The sequence below is a fragment of the Microbacterium sp. PM5 genome (assembly GCF_003293595.1).
GTDB lineage: Bacteria > Actinomycetota > Actinomycetes > Actinomycetales > Microbacteriaceae > Microbacterium.
The window spans coordinates 747,579-763,274 of record NZ_CP022162.1 but is presented as its reverse complement, the minus strand read 5'-3'; the positions used below and the strand labels follow the sequence as shown (position 1 = coordinate 763,274).

Sequence of the window (15,696 nt, the reverse complement as noted above, 5' to 3'; positions counted from 1 at the left end):
ATGAGCCGGTACACCCGCCCGTCGATCGCACCGCAGGTGTTCGTCGATGCCGACGGAGAGGTCATCGATTACGGAAACCGGTGGGAGGGCTCTCCGCCGACCGAGGCGTACTCGGTCACCGTGCATCCGGAACGCTACGCGCCGCTGCACACGGTCGCAGCGGCGCTCATCGATCACCTGCGGCTCACGTACGACGTGGAGATCGACGACGGCCCACATGTCGTCGCCGACCTTCTCGCGCCACCGAGCTGGGAGGTGCCGCGGGCCGTCAGGGTGCGCCCGCGCGAGCCGGACTGCGCTGGGCTGACGTTCGTGTTCACGGCTTTCCCGGGTCTGCTCCTGCACGCGGGCCTGCTGCACGACTTCCCCTTCCCGCTGTGCGGGTGCGACGCGTGCGACACCCCGTGGCAGCGCGAGGCCGACGAGCTCGAGGAGCATGTCTTCGCCGTCGTCAGCGGCAACTACAGCGAAAGCGTCGGGCCGCGCGACGCAGAAGCGGCGGCGTGGTATCAGGTGCGATACCCGACCGGCTCGTCGGGAGGCTTCTCGAACGCGGTCCCCGTGCCTGCGGAACGCCGTGCGGCGGCGGAGTCCATTCTGCGGAGTCTGCCGTCCGGGTGGCGGGCATGGCCACGGCGCGCAGGGGCAGAGTAGCTCTCATCGCAACGCGGTACGGCTGGTCGCGGTGGACTCCAGCGGCCAGCCGTCCGGGACGAACAGCGTCAGCACGGGCGGGCGCCAGGTCGTCGCGACCGTGACGCGTGCCGAGACGCCGTCGGGGGTGGATGCCGCGACCAGCTCGGCCGTCTGGGTGGCCGCGAGCAGCTCCTCGGCCTGATCGTAGACACCGGCATCCGTCAACCGTGCGGCCGGGCCCGAAGCGTCGACCGTGAGAGTGAAGCCGTCCGCCCCGGCGAGCGCGGCCGCGTCGGCGGCAGCATCCAGGCGCTTCTGTGTGAGGTAGAGACTCGTCGCGTCGACACAGACGAGTACCAGCACGACCGCGATGACGAAGTAGCCGAGTGCCAGGATCAGCACGCTGCCGTCTTCGTCATCGTGACGTCGCGACGCGAACGCCCTCACGGCTCGACCCAATAACGGGAGACCTTCTGCACCCCGGTCGCGGTGACCGGCACGCGCGCCGCCTGGTCGAGACCGAGCACCGGCGGGACGAGCGGCAACGGCACCTCTGCCGTCACGGTGACCGAGAGCATCGCGCCGGCCGCGGGGCACGGACCGGACGTGTCGCACTGCACGTGAATGTCGAGGGTCGAGCGGTCGATGCCGTATTCGGCGACGATGGCATCGACGACGCGCTGGGTGCGGGCGTCGGCCGTCGCGAGGTCGGACGACGAGGCGATCGTGCGAGCGAGCTGCCGCGCAGCTGTTTCGGCCCCCAGCGCCTGGGATTGGATGCTGCCGAGCGCGACGATGAGGTAGACGAGGGGCACGAGCAGGATGAGCCCGACGGTGATGAACTCCAGGGATGCCGAGCCGCTGTCGTCTCTGAGCGTCACACCCTGAACCGCCCGCGGTGGGTCAGTCGAAACTCTCGCGCGGGGCACGTGCGCTCACCTCCATCCCGGAGGGCACTCCGAGCAGTCCCACCAGCGGGAGCGTCGCCACCACGCGGACCTCCACTTCCGGTCCGCGCGCCGTGTCGGTGTCCGACGCGCTCACCCCCGCGCCGATGCCGTCACCCACAGCCGTCGCGATCAGTTGCGCCGTGCGGGCGGCGCCAGCGTCGGCATCCGTGTCGGCGAGCGCGCCGAAATAGGCGCCCTCCACCGCCGCATCGTGGACGACGTTGCGGATGTACACGGCGAGCGCCAGCTGCAGCACACCGAGGGTCAAGAGAGTCAGAAGCGTTCCGACGAGCACGAACTCAACGGTGCTCGAGCCGCGCTGGTCGTGGCGGAGGCTCTCCACGCCGGCTCCCGGGATCAGAGACCGGAGACGCGGCTCAGCGCCTGCTCGAACAGCGCAGCCAACGCGGGGCCGGCGAGAGTCCAGATCGCGACGACGAGTCCGGCGGTCATCAATGTGACGAGCACCCAGCCCGGAACGTCACCCGTTTCGTCGTCGACGAACTCGCGGATCGCGGATCGCTGTGAACTGTCCATGCGTCGAGTGTGCTCGGACGCGCCCTCTCGCGCCGGAGTTATCCACAGCAGTGGGAACGAGGAATGACCCATCGCTCCTCGCGGCGACGGCCGATACGGCTCAGCAGTAGGTCCAGCTCCACCGCGCCGTCAGGGTGGGAACCCCGTTCAGAATGCTGAGCGTGCCGCCCGGGGCTACGGACGTGCACGCCTCGCGGTGCGTGACGGCGCCGTGGAATGTTGCACGGGCCGATAGGTGCCGCAGAGGCCGCTCCGGCACCGCCTATGACCTTCGGCGGCGCTGCACGACATCCGTCGGATCTGTGGTCGAGGATGTCCGACGAGTTCCGCCGACATCAACCGACGCCGAGCCGCAGCATGACGATGCCGGGGAAGATCGCGAAGAGAACCGAAAGCGGCAGGATCAAGAACACGAGCGGCAGAAGCATCAAGATCTCCTTGCGCCCCGCCAGTTCCAACAACCCCCGTTTAGCGTCCTCTCGCGCATCGACGGCCTGCTCTTGCAGAACGTGCGCGAGGGGCGCTCCACGGTCCATCGCCGCCACCAGATGCTCAATTGCTCGCGCGAGTGCCGGAACGTCGAGGCTCTTCGACACCGAGAGCAGCGCATCCGGCAGGCTCGAGCCGGTGCCGCTCGCCAGCACTGCCGCACGGAGCTCACCGGTCAGAACGCCGGAGCCGACCTCGCCCACGCGACGCAGCGCGTCACGCAGACCTTCCCCGGCAGCCAGGCACAGCGAAAGGAACTCCAGCACGGTCGGAAGCTCCTCCTCGACGCGCGCGATCCGCTGGCGCGCCGCTCTCGTCAGGCGGTAGTCGCAGCCGAGAACTCCGGCCGCGGCGAACAGCGGAGGCAGCACGGCGAGCGTCGGCCCGCCACGCCCGAGAAGGGTCAGTGCGACGACGAGAAGTCCACCTGCTCCGAGCCCACCCACAGCCCATCCGAGCTGCCTGGCACGAAAGGCCACGACATCCCGACGCCACCCCGCCTGACGCAGGCGACGCGCGACACTTCCTCCTCCTCCGAGTGCCACCCAGGAGGAGGCCATGCGGTCTCGCAGAAGCCGCCACGACGACGTCACCGCCGCGGGCGGGAGCGGAGTGATGCCGAGCGGATCGGCGATGTCGCGCAGATACGGCGCGACGCGACGCGAGAGCGAGGGCGCCGCCCACCGCGGGAGTCGCCCGAAGACCAACAGCAATCCCGTGCCGAGCGCGACACCGAGGACGACGGCGGATGCAGCGAGGCTCAGAACGCTCATGCGAACCACCGCCGCGGTTCCGGCAAGCGGCCGATGCGAATCGTGAGTCGGTACGCGCCGACGGAGACGACCGCGCCGACGAGGATCACCGCGACGCCGGCAGGGCTCGCGTAGGCGCTGGCACCCTCGGGGCGAAGTGCCAGCAGGCCGAGAACGATCCACGGCGCCACGACCCCGACGATCGCCGCTCCGCGCACCCAGGACTGTCTCGCCTCCACCTCGGCGCGAAGGGTGGCGTCGGCACGCACGGATGCCGAGAGCGCGCGGAGCACGGCGGTCAGCTCGGTTCCGCCGACCTGCCGCGCCATCCGGAGAGTCTCGATGATGCGGTCGGCCACCGGATCGGCGAGGGCTGCCTTGAGGCGCAGCGCGCTGGAGTCGAAGTGTCCGGACGCCGCCATGTCGAAGCGGAAGCGCTCGAACGCAGCTCGCAGCGGAGGCGGACCACTCGTCGCGAGAGCCGCCACGGCATCCGGAAGCGACACACCCGCACGGGCGGAGGAGATCAAGAGGTCGCACACGTCGGACCACAACGCGCGGCGCGACCTCCGAAGCCGCCGCGCACGCCCGCGGAGCCAGGCGAACGGCGCTGCCGCGCCGGCCAGCGCCGCGACCACCGCCACCGCGCCGAGTCCGGTCACCAGCCAGCTGATGGCGCAGAACAGTGCGCAGAGGACGACGGCGATCAACACCGGACGCATGGTGGAGGCGTGTGCGAAGCCGGCCTCATCGAGCATCCGCGACACACGTCCGTCTCGGCGCGGTGCCTCGTCCCGCTCGCGCACCGGCCACAGCCAGGGTGACAGGACGAGAAGAATGCCGGCCGCAAGCGCCGCACCCCAGACGACCGTCATGAGCGGCCCCGTCGGTAGACCACGCGGGTGTCGATGACGCCCTCATGAATGCGTCCGGTCGTCTCGATCACTTCCTCGATGAACCGTTCGCCGCTCGGCCCGCGACGGCAATGCACGACAAGGTGGACGCCGGTCGCAATCGCAGGCTGGACGAAGGCGGCGTCGATGTTCCGTCCGGCCAGCAACGGCAGAGTGGCGAGCCGCGATAGCGCATCGTCGGCGCTGTTGGCATGGATCGTCGCCGCGCCGGGAACGCCGGTGTGCAGGGCGAGGAGGAGATCGAGCGCCTCCGCGTCACGGACCTCCCCGACGATCAGGCGATCGGGGCGCATGCGCAGCGCCTCCTTCACGAGGCGACGCAGACTCACCGCGCCCGTCCCCTCCAGACTCGCCTGGCGCCCCTGCAGAGCGACGACGTCGGGGGCGGTGACGGCGAGTTCGAAGGTCTCCTCGACCGTGATGATCCTCTGCTCTGGTCGGCAGGCGCCGATGAGGGCCGCCAGCATCGTCGTCTTGCCCGCGTGCGTGGCTCCGGACACCAGGACGTTTCGCCCTTCCACCATGGCGTCGCGCAGCATGTCGGCGACCTGCGCGGGCAGCGCCCCGGCTCCGACGAGGTCGTCCAGCGTCCGCCGCGCGGGCAGGAACTTGCGGATGTTGACGGCGAGGTGTGAACGCGTGATGTCGGGGATGACGACGTGAAGTCGGCTTCCGTCCGGAAGTGACGCGTCCACGAACGGTTGGCTGAGATCGACCCGCCGCCCGGTGGCGTGCAGCATCTTCTCGACGAGATCGCGTACCGCTTCATCGCTGATGCTCATCAGAACGCGTTCGCTGCGCCCCGCGCGCGCCGCGAAGACCGCGCCAGGACCGTTGATCCAGATCTCCTCGACCTCGGGGTCGTCCAGCAGCGCCTGCAACGGGCCGTAGCCCGTCACCCGGGCGAGCACGTCGCGGACGGCGGCGGCCTCGTCGTCGACGAGCTCGAGACCCCGAGCGAGGGCGTAGTCGTTGTGACGGCGCACCTCCGACACGGCCACCTGATGGACGCGATCAGGATGCCGGAGCGGGTCGGACTCGTCCTCACGAAGTCGGTCCCGCACCCGTTCGGCGATGGCCTGGACGACGGCCACCGACGCGCGCGCTGACGCGAGCGGCGCGTCAGGCGTGTACGTGGTGGGGCTCACCCCGGCATCCTGGCATCGCGCCTCAGCAGCGGCAGCGATTATCCACAGCCCATCCACCCCATATGGTCCGACCACTCTCCGTAGACTCACTCCGTGCTCACGATTCCCGAGACTCTGCAGGTACAGGCCGACGCCGCGGTCCACAAGGCCGAGGGAGTGCGCTCCCCCGGCCGCTTCGCCGTCTCCGGCATGCTCGCCGGTGCGTATATCGGCATCGGGGTCGTGCTGATGCTCGCGACAGCAGGGCCACTCCTGGCCGCGGGAGACGGGCTCGCGAAGCTCGTGTCGGGGCTCGTCTTCGGCGTCGCTCTCACGCTCGTCGTCTTCGCTGGCGCCGACCTGCTCACGAGCGCGATGATGATCCTCCCCCAGGGGGCACTCATGGGGGCGGTGGGCTGGTGGCGTGCGATCGGCACGATGCTCGCGACCTTCGTCGCCAACCTCGTCGGTGCCCTCATCTTCGCCGGGCTGATCGTGGCCTCGGGCGTGCTGCACGCCAACGCTCCCGCCGGCAAGATGCTCGCCGACATGCTCGCCGCCAAGGCGGAAGAAGCACCGCTGCAGCTGTTCGTCCGCGGCGTCCTCTGCAACGTCCTCGTGTGCCTCGCGATCTGGATGTGCGCGCGCGTGCGCTCCGACGTCGCCAAGATCCTGCTGATCTTCGCCGCGATCCTTGCCTTCATCAGCTCGGGCTTCGAGCACGTCGTGGCGAACATGACCACCTACGGCATCGGCCTGTTCAGCGGCGACCCCCACTTCACGTGGGGCCTGTTCGCGAACAACATGCTGTGGGTGGGGCTCGGCAACCTCGTCGGCGGCGGCATCGTCGTCGGACTCGGCTACTGGATCGTGGGCGGTCGCCCCCGCGTCACGGCGCTCACCGACGCCCGCACTCCCGAGACGGTCGAGGCCGCCGGATAGACTGGCCGTTGCGCGGGAGTGGTGAAATCGGCAGACACGCAGGATTTAGGTTCCTGTGCCTTCGGGCGTGTGGGTTCAAGTCCCACCTTCCGCACAGAAGCATGGACGGAGGGGCGCACCGACGCCCGATCAGAGCGCGGTGTAGCCGTAAAGGTCGCTTTGGCGTTCATTGATCCAGATCGGCTCGCCGCCCTCCGGTCGCGGGATCAGAAGCGTCCGCCCATACGACTCGTCCACGACGTGCGCGTCCACTCCCTCCGCGCGCACCCGCGCGGCCAGCTCGTCCACATCACCCTCGTACTCGAACGACACCTGCGCCGCAGGCACATCGCCGTCGTGCACGGCCGCAAGCCCGGCATCCGCCACGAGCTGCACCCACCGGCCGGTGTCGCTGCGCACCTCGGCGCGCAGTCCCAGACGCTCCAGCACGGATGCCGCGGCATCCACATGCGCACTCACCCACAGGCCGAGCGCGCGCAAGCCCTGCGTTCCGTGCCGCTCCCCCGGGGCGAGCTCGAGCACCACGAGCTCGAGCTCGCCGGCGATCGCGACGCCCGATGCACCGTTGTCCGCGACGAAGCGCCGGGCCGCATCACCGAAGGCGTTGGCCGCGGCATCCAGGTCGTCGGACTCGAAGCCCAACGCGGCGAGGCCGTCCAGCGGGTCACCCGGCTCCACGCGGTGCAGCGCGACGCGCCCGTCTCCCGCCGCGTAGACCGACCAGTCCGCCTCCTCCACGAGAGCGACCAGCCCCAGCGCCGCGAAGAGGCGCCGGTATCCGGCAACGTCGGAGGTGTACTGCACGGGACGAGTGACGATCATGAGGGATCCCCCTTCTGACGGGTCGAGGATGGAGTGTCGAGAGAGGCCTGCAGCACCCGCTCGACGAAGCTGCTGAGACTCAGCCCTTCATCGATTGCCCGGTGTTTGACCTGCGTGATGAGCGCACGCGGCAGATAGACGTTGAACTGCGCCTTGTCGGCGCGACCGGCGATGGGGTCGAGGGGCATGACAGCATGCTAGCAAGCTAGCTGGGACCGCTCAACGATCCGCGCCTGGATTGATCAGCCGATTCACCGCAATCACTCGGGAACCGCCCCGGTAGACTGACCGCGACCGCTCACCTCTCGGAGCGGGCCCCTCCACCGCCGATCTACCGACGGGAACTTCGTGCACGCTCTCGCCCTCATCCCTTGGCTCGACCCTGCGGCCATCATCCAGAGCGCCGGCCCGTGGGCCCTGCTGGTGGTGTGCTTCATCGTCTTTGCCGAGACCGGCCTACTGGTCGGCTTCCTCCTTCCGGGTGACACACTCCTCGTGATCTCGGGCCTGCTGTCGCACTCGACGGCGACCACGCCGCACGGCATCTTCGGCATCAGCGTGTGGTGGGTGGCATTGCTCATCGGCCTCGCGGCCTTCATCGGCGGCGAGGTCGGGTATTTCATCGGGCACAAGGGCGGACCCGCCGTCTTCGAGCGCAAAGAATCCGGCTTGTTCAGCCGCAAGAACGTGGAGCGCACCAACGCGTTCTTCGAGCGGTACGGCGGCCTCACTGTCATCCTCGCCCGCTTCGTGCCGATCGTCCGCACCTTCGCCCCGGTGGCCGCCGGCGTCGGTCACATGCCGTGGCGCAAGTACTCGCTGTACAACCTGATCGGCGCCATCCTCTGGGGCTTCGGCCTCACGATGTTCGGCTACCTGATCGGCTTCATCCCGCCGGTGGCCACCTTCGTCGAGCACTACATCGACCTGATCCTGCTCGCGGCTGTGGGCGGCACCGCACTGGTGACCGTCTGGCACTACTTCTCCGAGCGCCGCAAGGTGAAGAACGAGCAGCAGTCCGGCTCGCCGGCCGAGACGGTCGAGCCCCTCGAAGACGGCACGCCCGCGGCCTGACTCAGGATGCTTTGGTGGCCTTGCCTTTCTCGGGCGGGGCCACCTTATCGTTTTCGGCCCGCGCCGCGCGGCTGCGCTCCACACTGGCCTTCAGCGCCGCCATCAGGTCGATGACCTCGCCGCCGGCATCCTTCTCGCCCTTCTCGCCGAAGGTCTCGGACGTGTCGAGGGCATCGCCCTTCTCCAGCTTGGCGTCGATGAGGGTGCGCAGCTCCTGCTGGTATTCGTCGACGAACTGGTCGGGATCGAAGTCGGCCGAGAAGCTCTCCACGAGGGACGCCGACAGCTCCAGTTCCTTGTCGGAGATCTTCACCGGCTCGTCGAGAGCGGCAAAGGTCGCCTCGCGTACTTCGTCGGCCCACAGCAGCGTCTGCAGGACGAGCACATCGCCGCGCACGCGCAGGGCGGCCAGTCTCGTCTTCTGCCGCAGCGAGAAGCGCACAACGGCCGTCCGATCGGTGCGTTCCAGGGTCTTGCGCAGCAGCACGTACGCCTTGGGCGACGACGAGTCGGGCTCGAGATAGTACGGCCGGTCGAGCGTCAGCAGATCGATCTGGTCGCTGGGGACGAACTCGACCACCTCGATCTCGCGGCTGCGCTCTGACGGCAGTGCGGCGAGGTCCTCCGCCGTGAGCACCACGGTGCGCTCGCCGTCGTCGTATGCCTTGTCGATGTCGGCGTAGGGCACGACCTCGCCGTCGAGCTCGCAGATGCGCTGATACCGGATGCGCCCGCCGTCGGCCGCGTGCACCTGGTGCAGCGGCACGTCGTGGTCCTCGATCGCCGAGTACACCTTCACCGGCACGTTGACGAGGCCGAACGTCAACGCGCCCTTCCAGATCGCTCTCATGGGGCCATCCAACAGGCTCGCGGCGGCCGACGCCAGGGGCTGGACGCTAGCCTGGCGCCATGGCACAGTCAGCGCAGGTGGTCGACGTCGGGGGCCGTCGCCTGCGTCTGAGCAACCTCGACAAAGTGCTCTATCCCGACACGGGCACCACGAAGGCCGAGGTGATCGACTACTACTCGCGCATCGCTCCCGTGATGCTGCCGCACCTTGCCGGCAGGCCGGTCACGAGGCTGCGCTGGCCGGAAGGCACCGGCGAGGCGCCCTTCTTCGCGAAAGACCTCGAAGCCGGCGCGCCCGATTGGATGCCGCGACACCCGATCGACCATTCCGGCGGAGCGAAGGACTACCCGCTGGTCGCCGACGTCGCCGGACTCGTCTACCTCGCGCAGGTCGCGAGCCTCGAACTCCACACGCCGCAGTGGCGCTTCGACCACGGCGGGCGCGGATACCCCGACCGCCTCGTGCTCGACCTCGACCCGGGCCCCGGCGTCGGGCTCGCCGAGTGTGCGGAAGTGGCACGACGCGCCCGCGGCATCCTGTCGGACATGGGCATGGAGCCGTCGCCGGTGACGAGCGGATCCAAGGGTATTCACCTGTATGCCTCGCTGGACACGACTCGATCCAGCGACGAGATCTCGGCGTTCGCCCGCGAACTGGCACGCGCCCTGGAAGCGGACGATCCCGATCTCGTCGTAAGCGCGATGAGCAAGGCCGCCCGTCCCGGCAAGGTGTTCGTCGACTGGTCGCAGAACAACGCGGCGAAGACCACCATCGCCCCGTATTCGCTCCGCGGGCGCGCCCGACCGACCGTCGCGGCTCCGCGCACCTGGGCCGAGCTGGACGATCCCGACCTGCGGCACCTGCTGTTCGACGAGGTACTCACCCGCGCCGCCGCCGACGGCGACCTGCTCGCCCCCCTCGCCCCCGCCGCCCCCGATCCGCTCGCCGCGTACGTGGCCAAGCGCACCCCCTCCGCCACGCCCGAGCCCTTCCCGCCGAGCCGCCATTCTTCCGCCGAGCCGCCACGTTCTGACGCGCCGACTCATGGCGGCTCGGCGCAAACATGGCGGTTCGTGATTCAGGAGCACCACGCGTCGCGGCTGCATTGGGACCTCAGGCTCGAGCGCGACGGCGTGCTCGTGAGCTGGGCGGTGCCTCGCGGCATCCCCGATTCTCCCGACCGCAACCACCTGGCGGTGATGACCGAACCGCACCCGATCGAGTACCTGACGTTCGCCGGCGAGATTCCCGCCGGCGAGTACGGGGCGGGTGCCATGACCGTGTGGGATTCCGGCACCTTCACCGTGGAGAAGTGGCGGGATGACGAGGTCATCGCGACCCTCACGGGCCGTCCCGGCGGACCGCTCGGACGCGTGCGCCTCGCCCTGATCCGCACGTCGGGCGCCGGCGAGAAGTCGCAGTGGCTGCTGCACCGCACGAAGCCGGCGGGGAAGGATGCGGCGACGTCCGCCGTGGCCGCTGCCGGCGCCGGTCACCGCATGCCGTCTCGCTCGTCTAGCGACAGCGCGGCGCCGATGCTCGCCGTGTCGTCGACACCCGCGCTGGCCACCTCCGCGGCCCGACGCTGGGGCGGCCTCCCGTGGGTCGAGTTCAAGTGGGACGGCATCCGGGGCGTCGCAACATGGGATGGCGAGCGGATGCGGCTGCGTGCACGCAGCGGCGTCGACATCACGGAGCGCTATCCCGAGCTCACCGCCGCAGACCTCGGGCTCGGCGCGCTGCCCGCCGTGTTCGACGGCGAGATCGTCGCGCTCGATGCCGCCGGGCACCCGAGCTTCACGCGACTGCAGTCGCGGATGCATCTCACGGGCGCCCGCGACATCGCCCGCGAAGCCACCGCCACACCCGTGCACTACTTCGTCTTCGACCTGCTGTGCATCGGCGACGACGACATCGCAGAGCGACCCCTCCGCGAAAGACGAGAACTGCTCGAGTCGGTGACGGCAGACGCCGCATCACCGCTCGTCGTGCCGCCCGTCACCGATGACATCGCCGACGCGTTGACGGCTGCCGCCGACCTGCGGTTGGAAGGTGTCGTCGTGAAGGATCCGCAGTCGCCATATCGACGCGGCATCCGCTCCGAACGATGGCTCAAGGTCAAGCTGACGGCGACGCAGGAGGTCGTGATCGGCGGCATCCGCCCCGGAAAGGGCGAACGACGCGGCGGCATCGGATCGTTGCTGCTCGGCATCCCGGATGCCGGGGGCCTGCGCTATGTCGGCCGCGTGGGCTCGGGGTTCACCGACCGCGAGCTCGCCCGACTCGAGGAGCGGATGCGGCCGTTGCGCGCCGACACCAACCCGTTCGTCGGCGTGCCCGCCGCAGACGCCTCCGACGCCCTCTGGCTGCGCCCGGAACTCGTCGGCGAGGTCCAGTACGCCGAGTTCACGCCCAACGGCACGCTCCGTCACGCACGGTGGCGAGGACTCCGCGCCGACAAGCAGCCGATGGACGTTCGCCGCGAGGAGTAGCCCTCACGCCGGCGCACTGGTCGGCGCAGGCGGGTCCGCGGCGAAGACAGCTACGGCGGTGCCGTCCCACTCAAACTGAAGCACCGTGCCGACGGGGAAGGCTGCCGTCAGTTCTTCCGAGCTGCCGCGGTCGACGTGGATGGACACCGCCGGGTGAAAGGGGCTCGCGCTGCACGCGCTATTGCCGATCTGGGAGCCCGCGACGTCCGGCGCGTCTTGGAGCACGGTGACGCACTCCCCCTCGAAACCGCGGTTCTCGCCGGAGGACACGACGATGAGCAGACCAGCGAAGCTGTAGGTGGTGCCCCGGTCGCCGTTGCGCGCCCACGGCAGCACCATCGGCACGTCCGCCGTCGGCTGGTCCAGGCTCGCGACCTGACGGGCACCGGTGACCGCCGACACCGGTCGCAGGGACGCCAGTGCGAACACGAGCGCGCCCACGACGATCGCGACGACCACGATCGACGCAGCCCACCCGATGAGCAGCGCACGGCCGATCGGCGGAGGGGTCGGCGACGAGAGATAGTGCTGCCCCGCCCCGTGCGGCTCAGCAACGCCGACAGCGGCCGCGTCCCCGGCGGGCGCAGGCGTCTCCGGCACGGCGCTCTCCGGTCGCGGCACCGGCGGTTCGGCCGGGCGCTCGGCCTCCGCCATCCGTGCCGACTGCTCGGCGGCAAAACCGCGGTCCTGACGCTGCTCGAGTTCGCGAAGCCGCGCGAGCGCCGCCGGGTCGTCGTCGATGTCGGCATCCGGCCCGTACGCGCGTCGGCGCAGCGTCGCGAACTCCTCGCGTGTGGCGGCATCCATGCTCTGCATCGTGACATATCGTCGACGCGATGCGTCGCTGGCAGCCGTTCCGCGTGTCAGACGTGCGCCTCGTGCTCCCGATGACCGGCGGGCTCGAACTGGAAGGTCGAGTGCTCCACGTCGAAGTGTCGGGACAGGCACCCCTGCAGACGGGACAGCAACGCGCCCGTTCCCGCCGATCCCCCGGCAAGCAGATCGTCGCTGACGACGACGTGCGCGGTGAAGACCGGAGCGCCGCGGGTGAGCTGCCACACGTGCACGTCGTGCACGTCGACGACGCCGTCCTCGCCGAGGATGTGATCGCGGATCTCCGCGACCTCGGTCCCCCGCGGCGCGCGCTCCCCCAGCACCGAGAACACCTCGCGCAGCAGTCCGATCGCGCGTGGCAGGATCATCACCGCGATGAGCAGCGACGCCAGCGCGTCGGCCGGCATCCATCCCGTCGTCCAGATGACGACGGCGGCGACGATCACCAGCGCCGAGCCGATGAGATCTCCGAGCACCTCGATGTACGCGCCGCGCACGTTGATGCTGCGGCGCTGCGCGGCGCTGAGAAGGTACATCGACACGGCGTTGGCAACGAGGCCGACGGCGGCGACGAGCAGCATCAGCGCTCCGGCCACCTCGACCTCCGACGGAGCGAGCAGTCGCTGCACCGCCTCGACGGCGATCCACACCATCAGCGCGATCAGGATCACCGCGTTGACCAGCGCGCCGAACACCTCCGCGCGCTGGTAGCCGTAGGTGTTGCGGTCGTTCGCAGGACGCGCGGCCACGGTCGAGGCGATCAGTGCGACCACGAGTGCGGACGAGTCCGTGAACATGTGCGCCGCGTCGGCCAGCAACGCGAGCGACCCGGTCAGGAGGGCGCCGATGACCTGCACCAGCATGACGGTTGCGGTGAGACAGAGCGAGATCGTGAGCAGGCGGCGATTGCTCGCGCCACGGATGCCGGTCGGTGCGTGATCGTGCATAGGAACGAGGCTAGGCCGCGCTCAGCCTTCACGCGGCAGCTTTCGCCTAGTCGGGAATGAAAGCGGTTATCGCTCCAGCGTGCTCAGCAGCGGAGCCAGCGCGACGAAGGCGCGAGCCCGGTGCGACGCGGCGTTCTTCTCCGCCGGCGACAGGTCAGCGGCCGATCGCCCGCCCTGGTCGTCGGGCAGGAAGATCGGGTCGTAGCCGAACCCGCCCGTACCCGACGGAGCGGTCGCGAGTCTTCCCGGCCAGACGCCTTCCACCGTTTCCTCACGGACGACACCGCCTGGCCCCGGAACGACCAGAGCGATGGTCGAGACGAACTGAGCGGTGCGATGCGGGTCGGCGATGTCGGAGAGCTGATCGAGCAACAGTTCCAGGTTGGCCCGCGCGTCCTTACGGTGCCCGGCCCAGTACGCGGAGAACACACCGGGGGCACCGCCGAGCACGTCCACGCACACGCCGGAGTCGTCCGCGAGCGCCGGCAACCCGGTGTGCGCCGCGGCGGCTCGCGCCTTGATGAGGGCGTTCGCCGCGAAGGTCACGCCGTCCTCGACGGGCTCGGGGCCGTCATAACCGATCACCTCGAGATCGGGGCGCACGCGCGCGACGATGGCACCGAACTCCTCCACCTTGTGCGGATTGTGGGTCGCCAGCACGATGCGGCGGACGCCGTCGCCCGCCGCGGAGGAGTTCGCAACACCGGTCACGACGCGAGCACCTCGATCTGCGCGTCGCGCAGATCGGCGCATCCCGCCACGCCGAGTTCGAGCAGAGCATCGAGTTCGCGCTTGTCGAAGGGCGCACCTTCCGCCGTCCCCTGCACCTCGACGAACAGGCCGCGCCCGGTGACCACGACGTTCATGTCCGTCTCGGCGCGCACGTCTTCGACGTAGGCGAGGTCGAGCATGGGCTCGCCGTCGATGATGCCCACCGACACCGCCGCGACCGAGTCGAGCAGCACCTTGGCATTCTTGCCGACCAGCCCCTTGGCCCGCCCCCACTCGATCGCGTCGGCGAGGGCGACGTAGGCGCCCGTGATGGCGGCGGTGCGGGTGCCGCCATCGGCCTGCAGCACGTCGCAGTCGATGACGATCGTGTTCTCGCCCAGCGCCTTGGTGTCGACGACGGCGCGCAGCGCGCGCCCGATCAGGCGGGAGATCTCGTGGGTGCGTCCGCCGATCTTGCCCTTGACGGCTTCCCGGTCGTTGCGTGAGTTCGTCGCACGCGGCAGCATCGCGTACTCCGCGGTCACCCACCCCTTGCCCTTGCCGGTGAGCCAGCGCGGCACGCCGCCGGTGAAGGATGCCGTGCACAGCACCTTCGTGCCGCCGAAGGAGATCAGCGCCGAGCCTTCGGCGTGCGCGGACCAGCCGCGTTCGATCGTGACGGGGCGCAGCTGGTCGGGAGTGCGGCCGTCGGCGCGGGTGGTGGAATCGGTCATGGGGTCCCCTTCCAGGGGTGCGGGAGGTCGATGGCGCCGGTCTGCACCAGGCGCACGCTGGACACGCCACGGCCCATCAGCCGATCGGCGAGACGGAGGAAGTCGTCGGCGGAGTCGCCGGTCGCTTCGTAGACATGGGTGGCGACGGCATCCGGCCCCGCCAGAAGATCACGTGAGACGAGTTGGCGGTAGACGTCCTTGGCCGTCTCGGAGTCGCTCGAGACGAGCGAGACGTCCGAGCCCATGACATAGCTGATCGCACCCTCCAGGAACGGGTAGTGCGTGCACCCCAGCACGAGGGTGTCCACACCGGCATGGCGCAGCGGCGCGAGGTACTCCTCGGCGACGGTGAGCACTTCCGCCGACCCGGTCACACCCGCCTCGACGAACTCGACGAACCGCGGGCACGCCTGCGTGAACACCGACAGATCCTCGTTGACGCCGAGCATGTCCTGGTAGACGCCTGAGCCGATCGTGCCGACCGTGCCGATGACGCCCACACGGCGGTTGCGCGTGGTGGAGATCGCTGTGCGAACGGCCGGCCCGATCACTTCGACGACAGGCACGTCGTAGCGCTCCCGCGCGTCGCGCAGCACCGCCGCGGATGCCGTGTTGCAGGCGATCACCAGCATCTTCACGCCCTGATCCACGAGGGTGTCGAGCACCTCGAGGCTGTAGCGGCGGACATCCGCGATCGGCTTGGGGCCGTAGGGCGAATGCGCGGTGTCGCCGATGTACAGCACCGACTCGCGCGGCAGCAACTGCGAGACCGCGCGCGCCACCGTGAGTCCACCCACACCGGAGTCGAAGATCCCGATCGGTGCGTCATTCACGGTTCTCCACCCTACCCGCCGCTGCGCTGACGGCGACGTCACCAGCGCCATC

The 15,696-nt window shown here is 69.6% G+C and carries 19 protein-coding genes and 1 tRNA gene; 5 read left to right on the top strand and 15 right to left on the bottom strand.

Annotated elements, in window-relative coordinates; all coding sequences use genetic code 11:
* On the top strand, nt 1-654 hold the full coding sequence (locus CEP17_RS03790; RefSeq protein ID WP_112931324.1) for a DUF6226 family protein: 654 nt from the start codon (nt 1-3) through the stop codon (nt 652-654).
* Between the two features lie 3 nt (nt 655-657).
* Here the strand turns inward: CEP17_RS03790 and CEP17_RS03785 are convergent, their stop codons facing one another.
* The 7 genes from CEP17_RS03785 to CEP17_RS03755 all read right to left on the bottom strand — a co-directional run bounded on the left by CEP17_RS03785 (nt 658) and on the right by CEP17_RS03755 (nt 5,426).
* Nucleotides 658-1,083 carry a pilus assembly protein TadG-related protein gene (locus tag CEP17_RS03785; RefSeq protein WP_112931323.1) on the bottom strand — a complete coding sequence of 142 codons (426 nt, stop codon included), beginning with the start codon at nt 1,081-1,083 and terminating at the stop codon, nt 658-660.
* Nucleotides 1,080-1,517, bottom strand: a complete 438-nt coding sequence (locus tag CEP17_RS03780) for a TadE family protein (protein ID WP_331439159.1) — start codon at nt 1,515-1,517, stop codon at nt 1,080-1,082. The genes CEP17_RS03785 and CEP17_RS03780 overlap by 4 nt, the downstream gene beginning before the upstream one ends.
* 22 nt (nt 1,518-1,539) lie before the next feature.
* Nucleotides 1,540-1,929, bottom strand: coding sequence for a TadE/TadG family type IV pilus assembly protein (locus tag CEP17_RS03775; protein WP_112931321.1), 390 nt, complete (start codon nt 1,927-1,929; stop codon nt 1,540-1,542).
* Between the two features lie 14 nt (nt 1,930-1,943).
* Complete coding sequence (locus tag CEP17_RS03770; protein WP_112931320.1) at nt 1,944-2,123, bottom strand: hypothetical protein; 180 nt, start codon at nt 2,121-2,123, stop codon at nt 1,944-1,946.
* A gap of 335 nt (nt 2,124-2,458) precedes the next feature.
* Complete coding sequence (locus CEP17_RS03765) at nt 2,459-3,385, bottom strand: type II secretion system F family protein (RefSeq protein ID WP_112932860.1); 927 nt, start codon at nt 3,383-3,385, stop codon at nt 2,459-2,461.
* Entirely contained in the window at nt 3,382-4,239 is an 858-nt protein-coding gene (locus CEP17_RS03760) for a type II secretion system F family protein (RefSeq protein ID WP_112931319.1), read from the bottom strand. Before CEP17_RS03760 ends, CEP17_RS03765 begins: the two co-directional genes overlap by 4 nt.
* Nucleotides 4,236-5,426, bottom strand: a complete 1,191-nt coding sequence (locus tag CEP17_RS03755) for an ATPase, T2SS/T4P/T4SS family (RefSeq protein WP_112931318.1) — start codon at nt 5,424-5,426, stop codon at nt 4,236-4,238. Before CEP17_RS03755 ends, CEP17_RS03760 begins: the two co-directional genes overlap by 4 nt.
* Before the next feature lie 93 nt (nt 5,427-5,519).
* On the opposite strand from CEP17_RS03755, the gene CEP17_RS03750 reads away from it, so the two are divergent.
* Both CEP17_RS03750 and CEP17_RS03745 read left to right on the top strand, forming a co-directional pair.
* Entirely contained in the window at nt 5,520-6,347 is an 828-nt protein-coding gene (locus CEP17_RS03750; RefSeq protein WP_112931317.1) for a formate/nitrite transporter family protein, read from the top strand.
* A gap of 12 nt (nt 6,348-6,359) precedes the next feature.
* Nucleotides 6,360-6,441: transfer RNA gene (locus CEP17_RS03745), tRNA-Leu, on the top strand.
* Nucleotides 6,442-6,476: 35 nt separating this feature from the next.
* On the opposite strand, the gene CEP17_RS03740 is transcribed toward CEP17_RS03745, so the two are convergent.
* On the bottom strand, nt 6,477-7,169 hold the full coding sequence (locus CEP17_RS03740; protein WP_112931316.1) for a hypothetical protein: 693 nt from the start codon (nt 7,167-7,169) through the stop codon (nt 6,477-6,479).
* Entirely contained in the window at nt 7,166-7,357 is a 192-nt protein-coding gene (locus CEP17_RS03735) for an Arc family DNA-binding protein (RefSeq protein ID WP_112931315.1), read from the bottom strand. The genes CEP17_RS03740 and CEP17_RS03735 overlap by 4 nt, the downstream gene beginning before the upstream one ends.
* Before the next feature lie 160 nt (nt 7,358-7,517).
* On the opposite strand from CEP17_RS03735, the gene CEP17_RS03730 reads away from it, so the two are divergent.
* On the top strand, nt 7,518-8,243 hold the full coding sequence (locus CEP17_RS03730) for a VTT domain-containing protein (RefSeq protein WP_112931314.1): 726 nt from the start codon (nt 7,518-7,520) through the stop codon (nt 8,241-8,243).
* 1 nt (nt 8,244) lies between these two features.
* Here the strand turns inward: CEP17_RS03730 and CEP17_RS03725 are convergent, their stop codons facing one another.
* Nucleotides 8,245-9,093: a Ku protein gene (locus CEP17_RS03725; protein WP_112931313.1), complete on the bottom strand. Its 849-nt coding sequence runs from the start codon at nt 9,091-9,093 to the stop codon at nt 8,245-8,247.
* Between the two features lie 59 nt (nt 9,094-9,152).
* Here CEP17_RS03725 and CEP17_RS03720 point away from each other — a divergent pair, with 59 nt between their 5' ends.
* Nucleotides 9,153-11,585 carry an ATP-dependent DNA ligase gene (locus tag CEP17_RS03720; protein WP_112931312.1) on the top strand — a complete coding sequence of 811 codons (2,433 nt, stop codon included), beginning with the start codon at nt 9,153-9,155 and terminating at the stop codon, nt 11,583-11,585.
* Nucleotides 11,586-11,588: 3 nt separating this feature from the next.
* Here the strand turns inward: CEP17_RS03720 and CEP17_RS03715 are convergent, their stop codons facing one another.
* From CEP17_RS03715 to murI, 5 genes are all read right to left on the bottom strand, one after another.
* On the bottom strand, nt 11,589-12,392 hold the full coding sequence (locus tag CEP17_RS03715; RefSeq protein ID WP_239498578.1) for a spermidine/putrescine ABC transporter permease: 804 nt from the start codon (nt 12,390-12,392) through the stop codon (nt 11,589-11,591).
* 56 nt (nt 12,393-12,448) lie between these two features.
* Nucleotides 12,449-13,366 carry a cation diffusion facilitator family transporter gene (locus CEP17_RS03710; protein WP_112931310.1) on the bottom strand — a complete coding sequence of 306 codons (918 nt, stop codon included), beginning with the start codon at nt 13,364-13,366 and terminating at the stop codon, nt 12,449-12,451.
* A gap of 66 nt (nt 13,367-13,432) precedes the next feature.
* On the bottom strand, nt 13,433-14,077 hold the full coding sequence (gene rdgB / locus CEP17_RS03705; protein WP_112931309.1) for an RdgB/HAM1 family non-canonical purine NTP pyrophosphatase: 645 nt from the start codon (nt 14,075-14,077) through the stop codon (nt 13,433-13,435).
* Nucleotides 14,074-14,811 carry a ribonuclease PH gene (rph, locus tag CEP17_RS03700; protein WP_112931308.1) on the bottom strand — a complete coding sequence of 246 codons (738 nt, stop codon included), beginning with the start codon at nt 14,809-14,811 and terminating at the stop codon, nt 14,074-14,076. The genes rdgB and rph overlap by 4 nt, the downstream gene beginning before the upstream one ends.
* Nucleotides 14,808-15,644, bottom strand: a complete 837-nt coding sequence (gene murI, locus CEP17_RS03695) for a glutamate racemase (protein WP_039415710.1) — start codon at nt 15,642-15,644, stop codon at nt 14,808-14,810. Before murI ends, rph begins: the two co-directional genes overlap by 4 nt.
* Nucleotides 15,645-15,696: the final 52 nt, after the last annotated feature.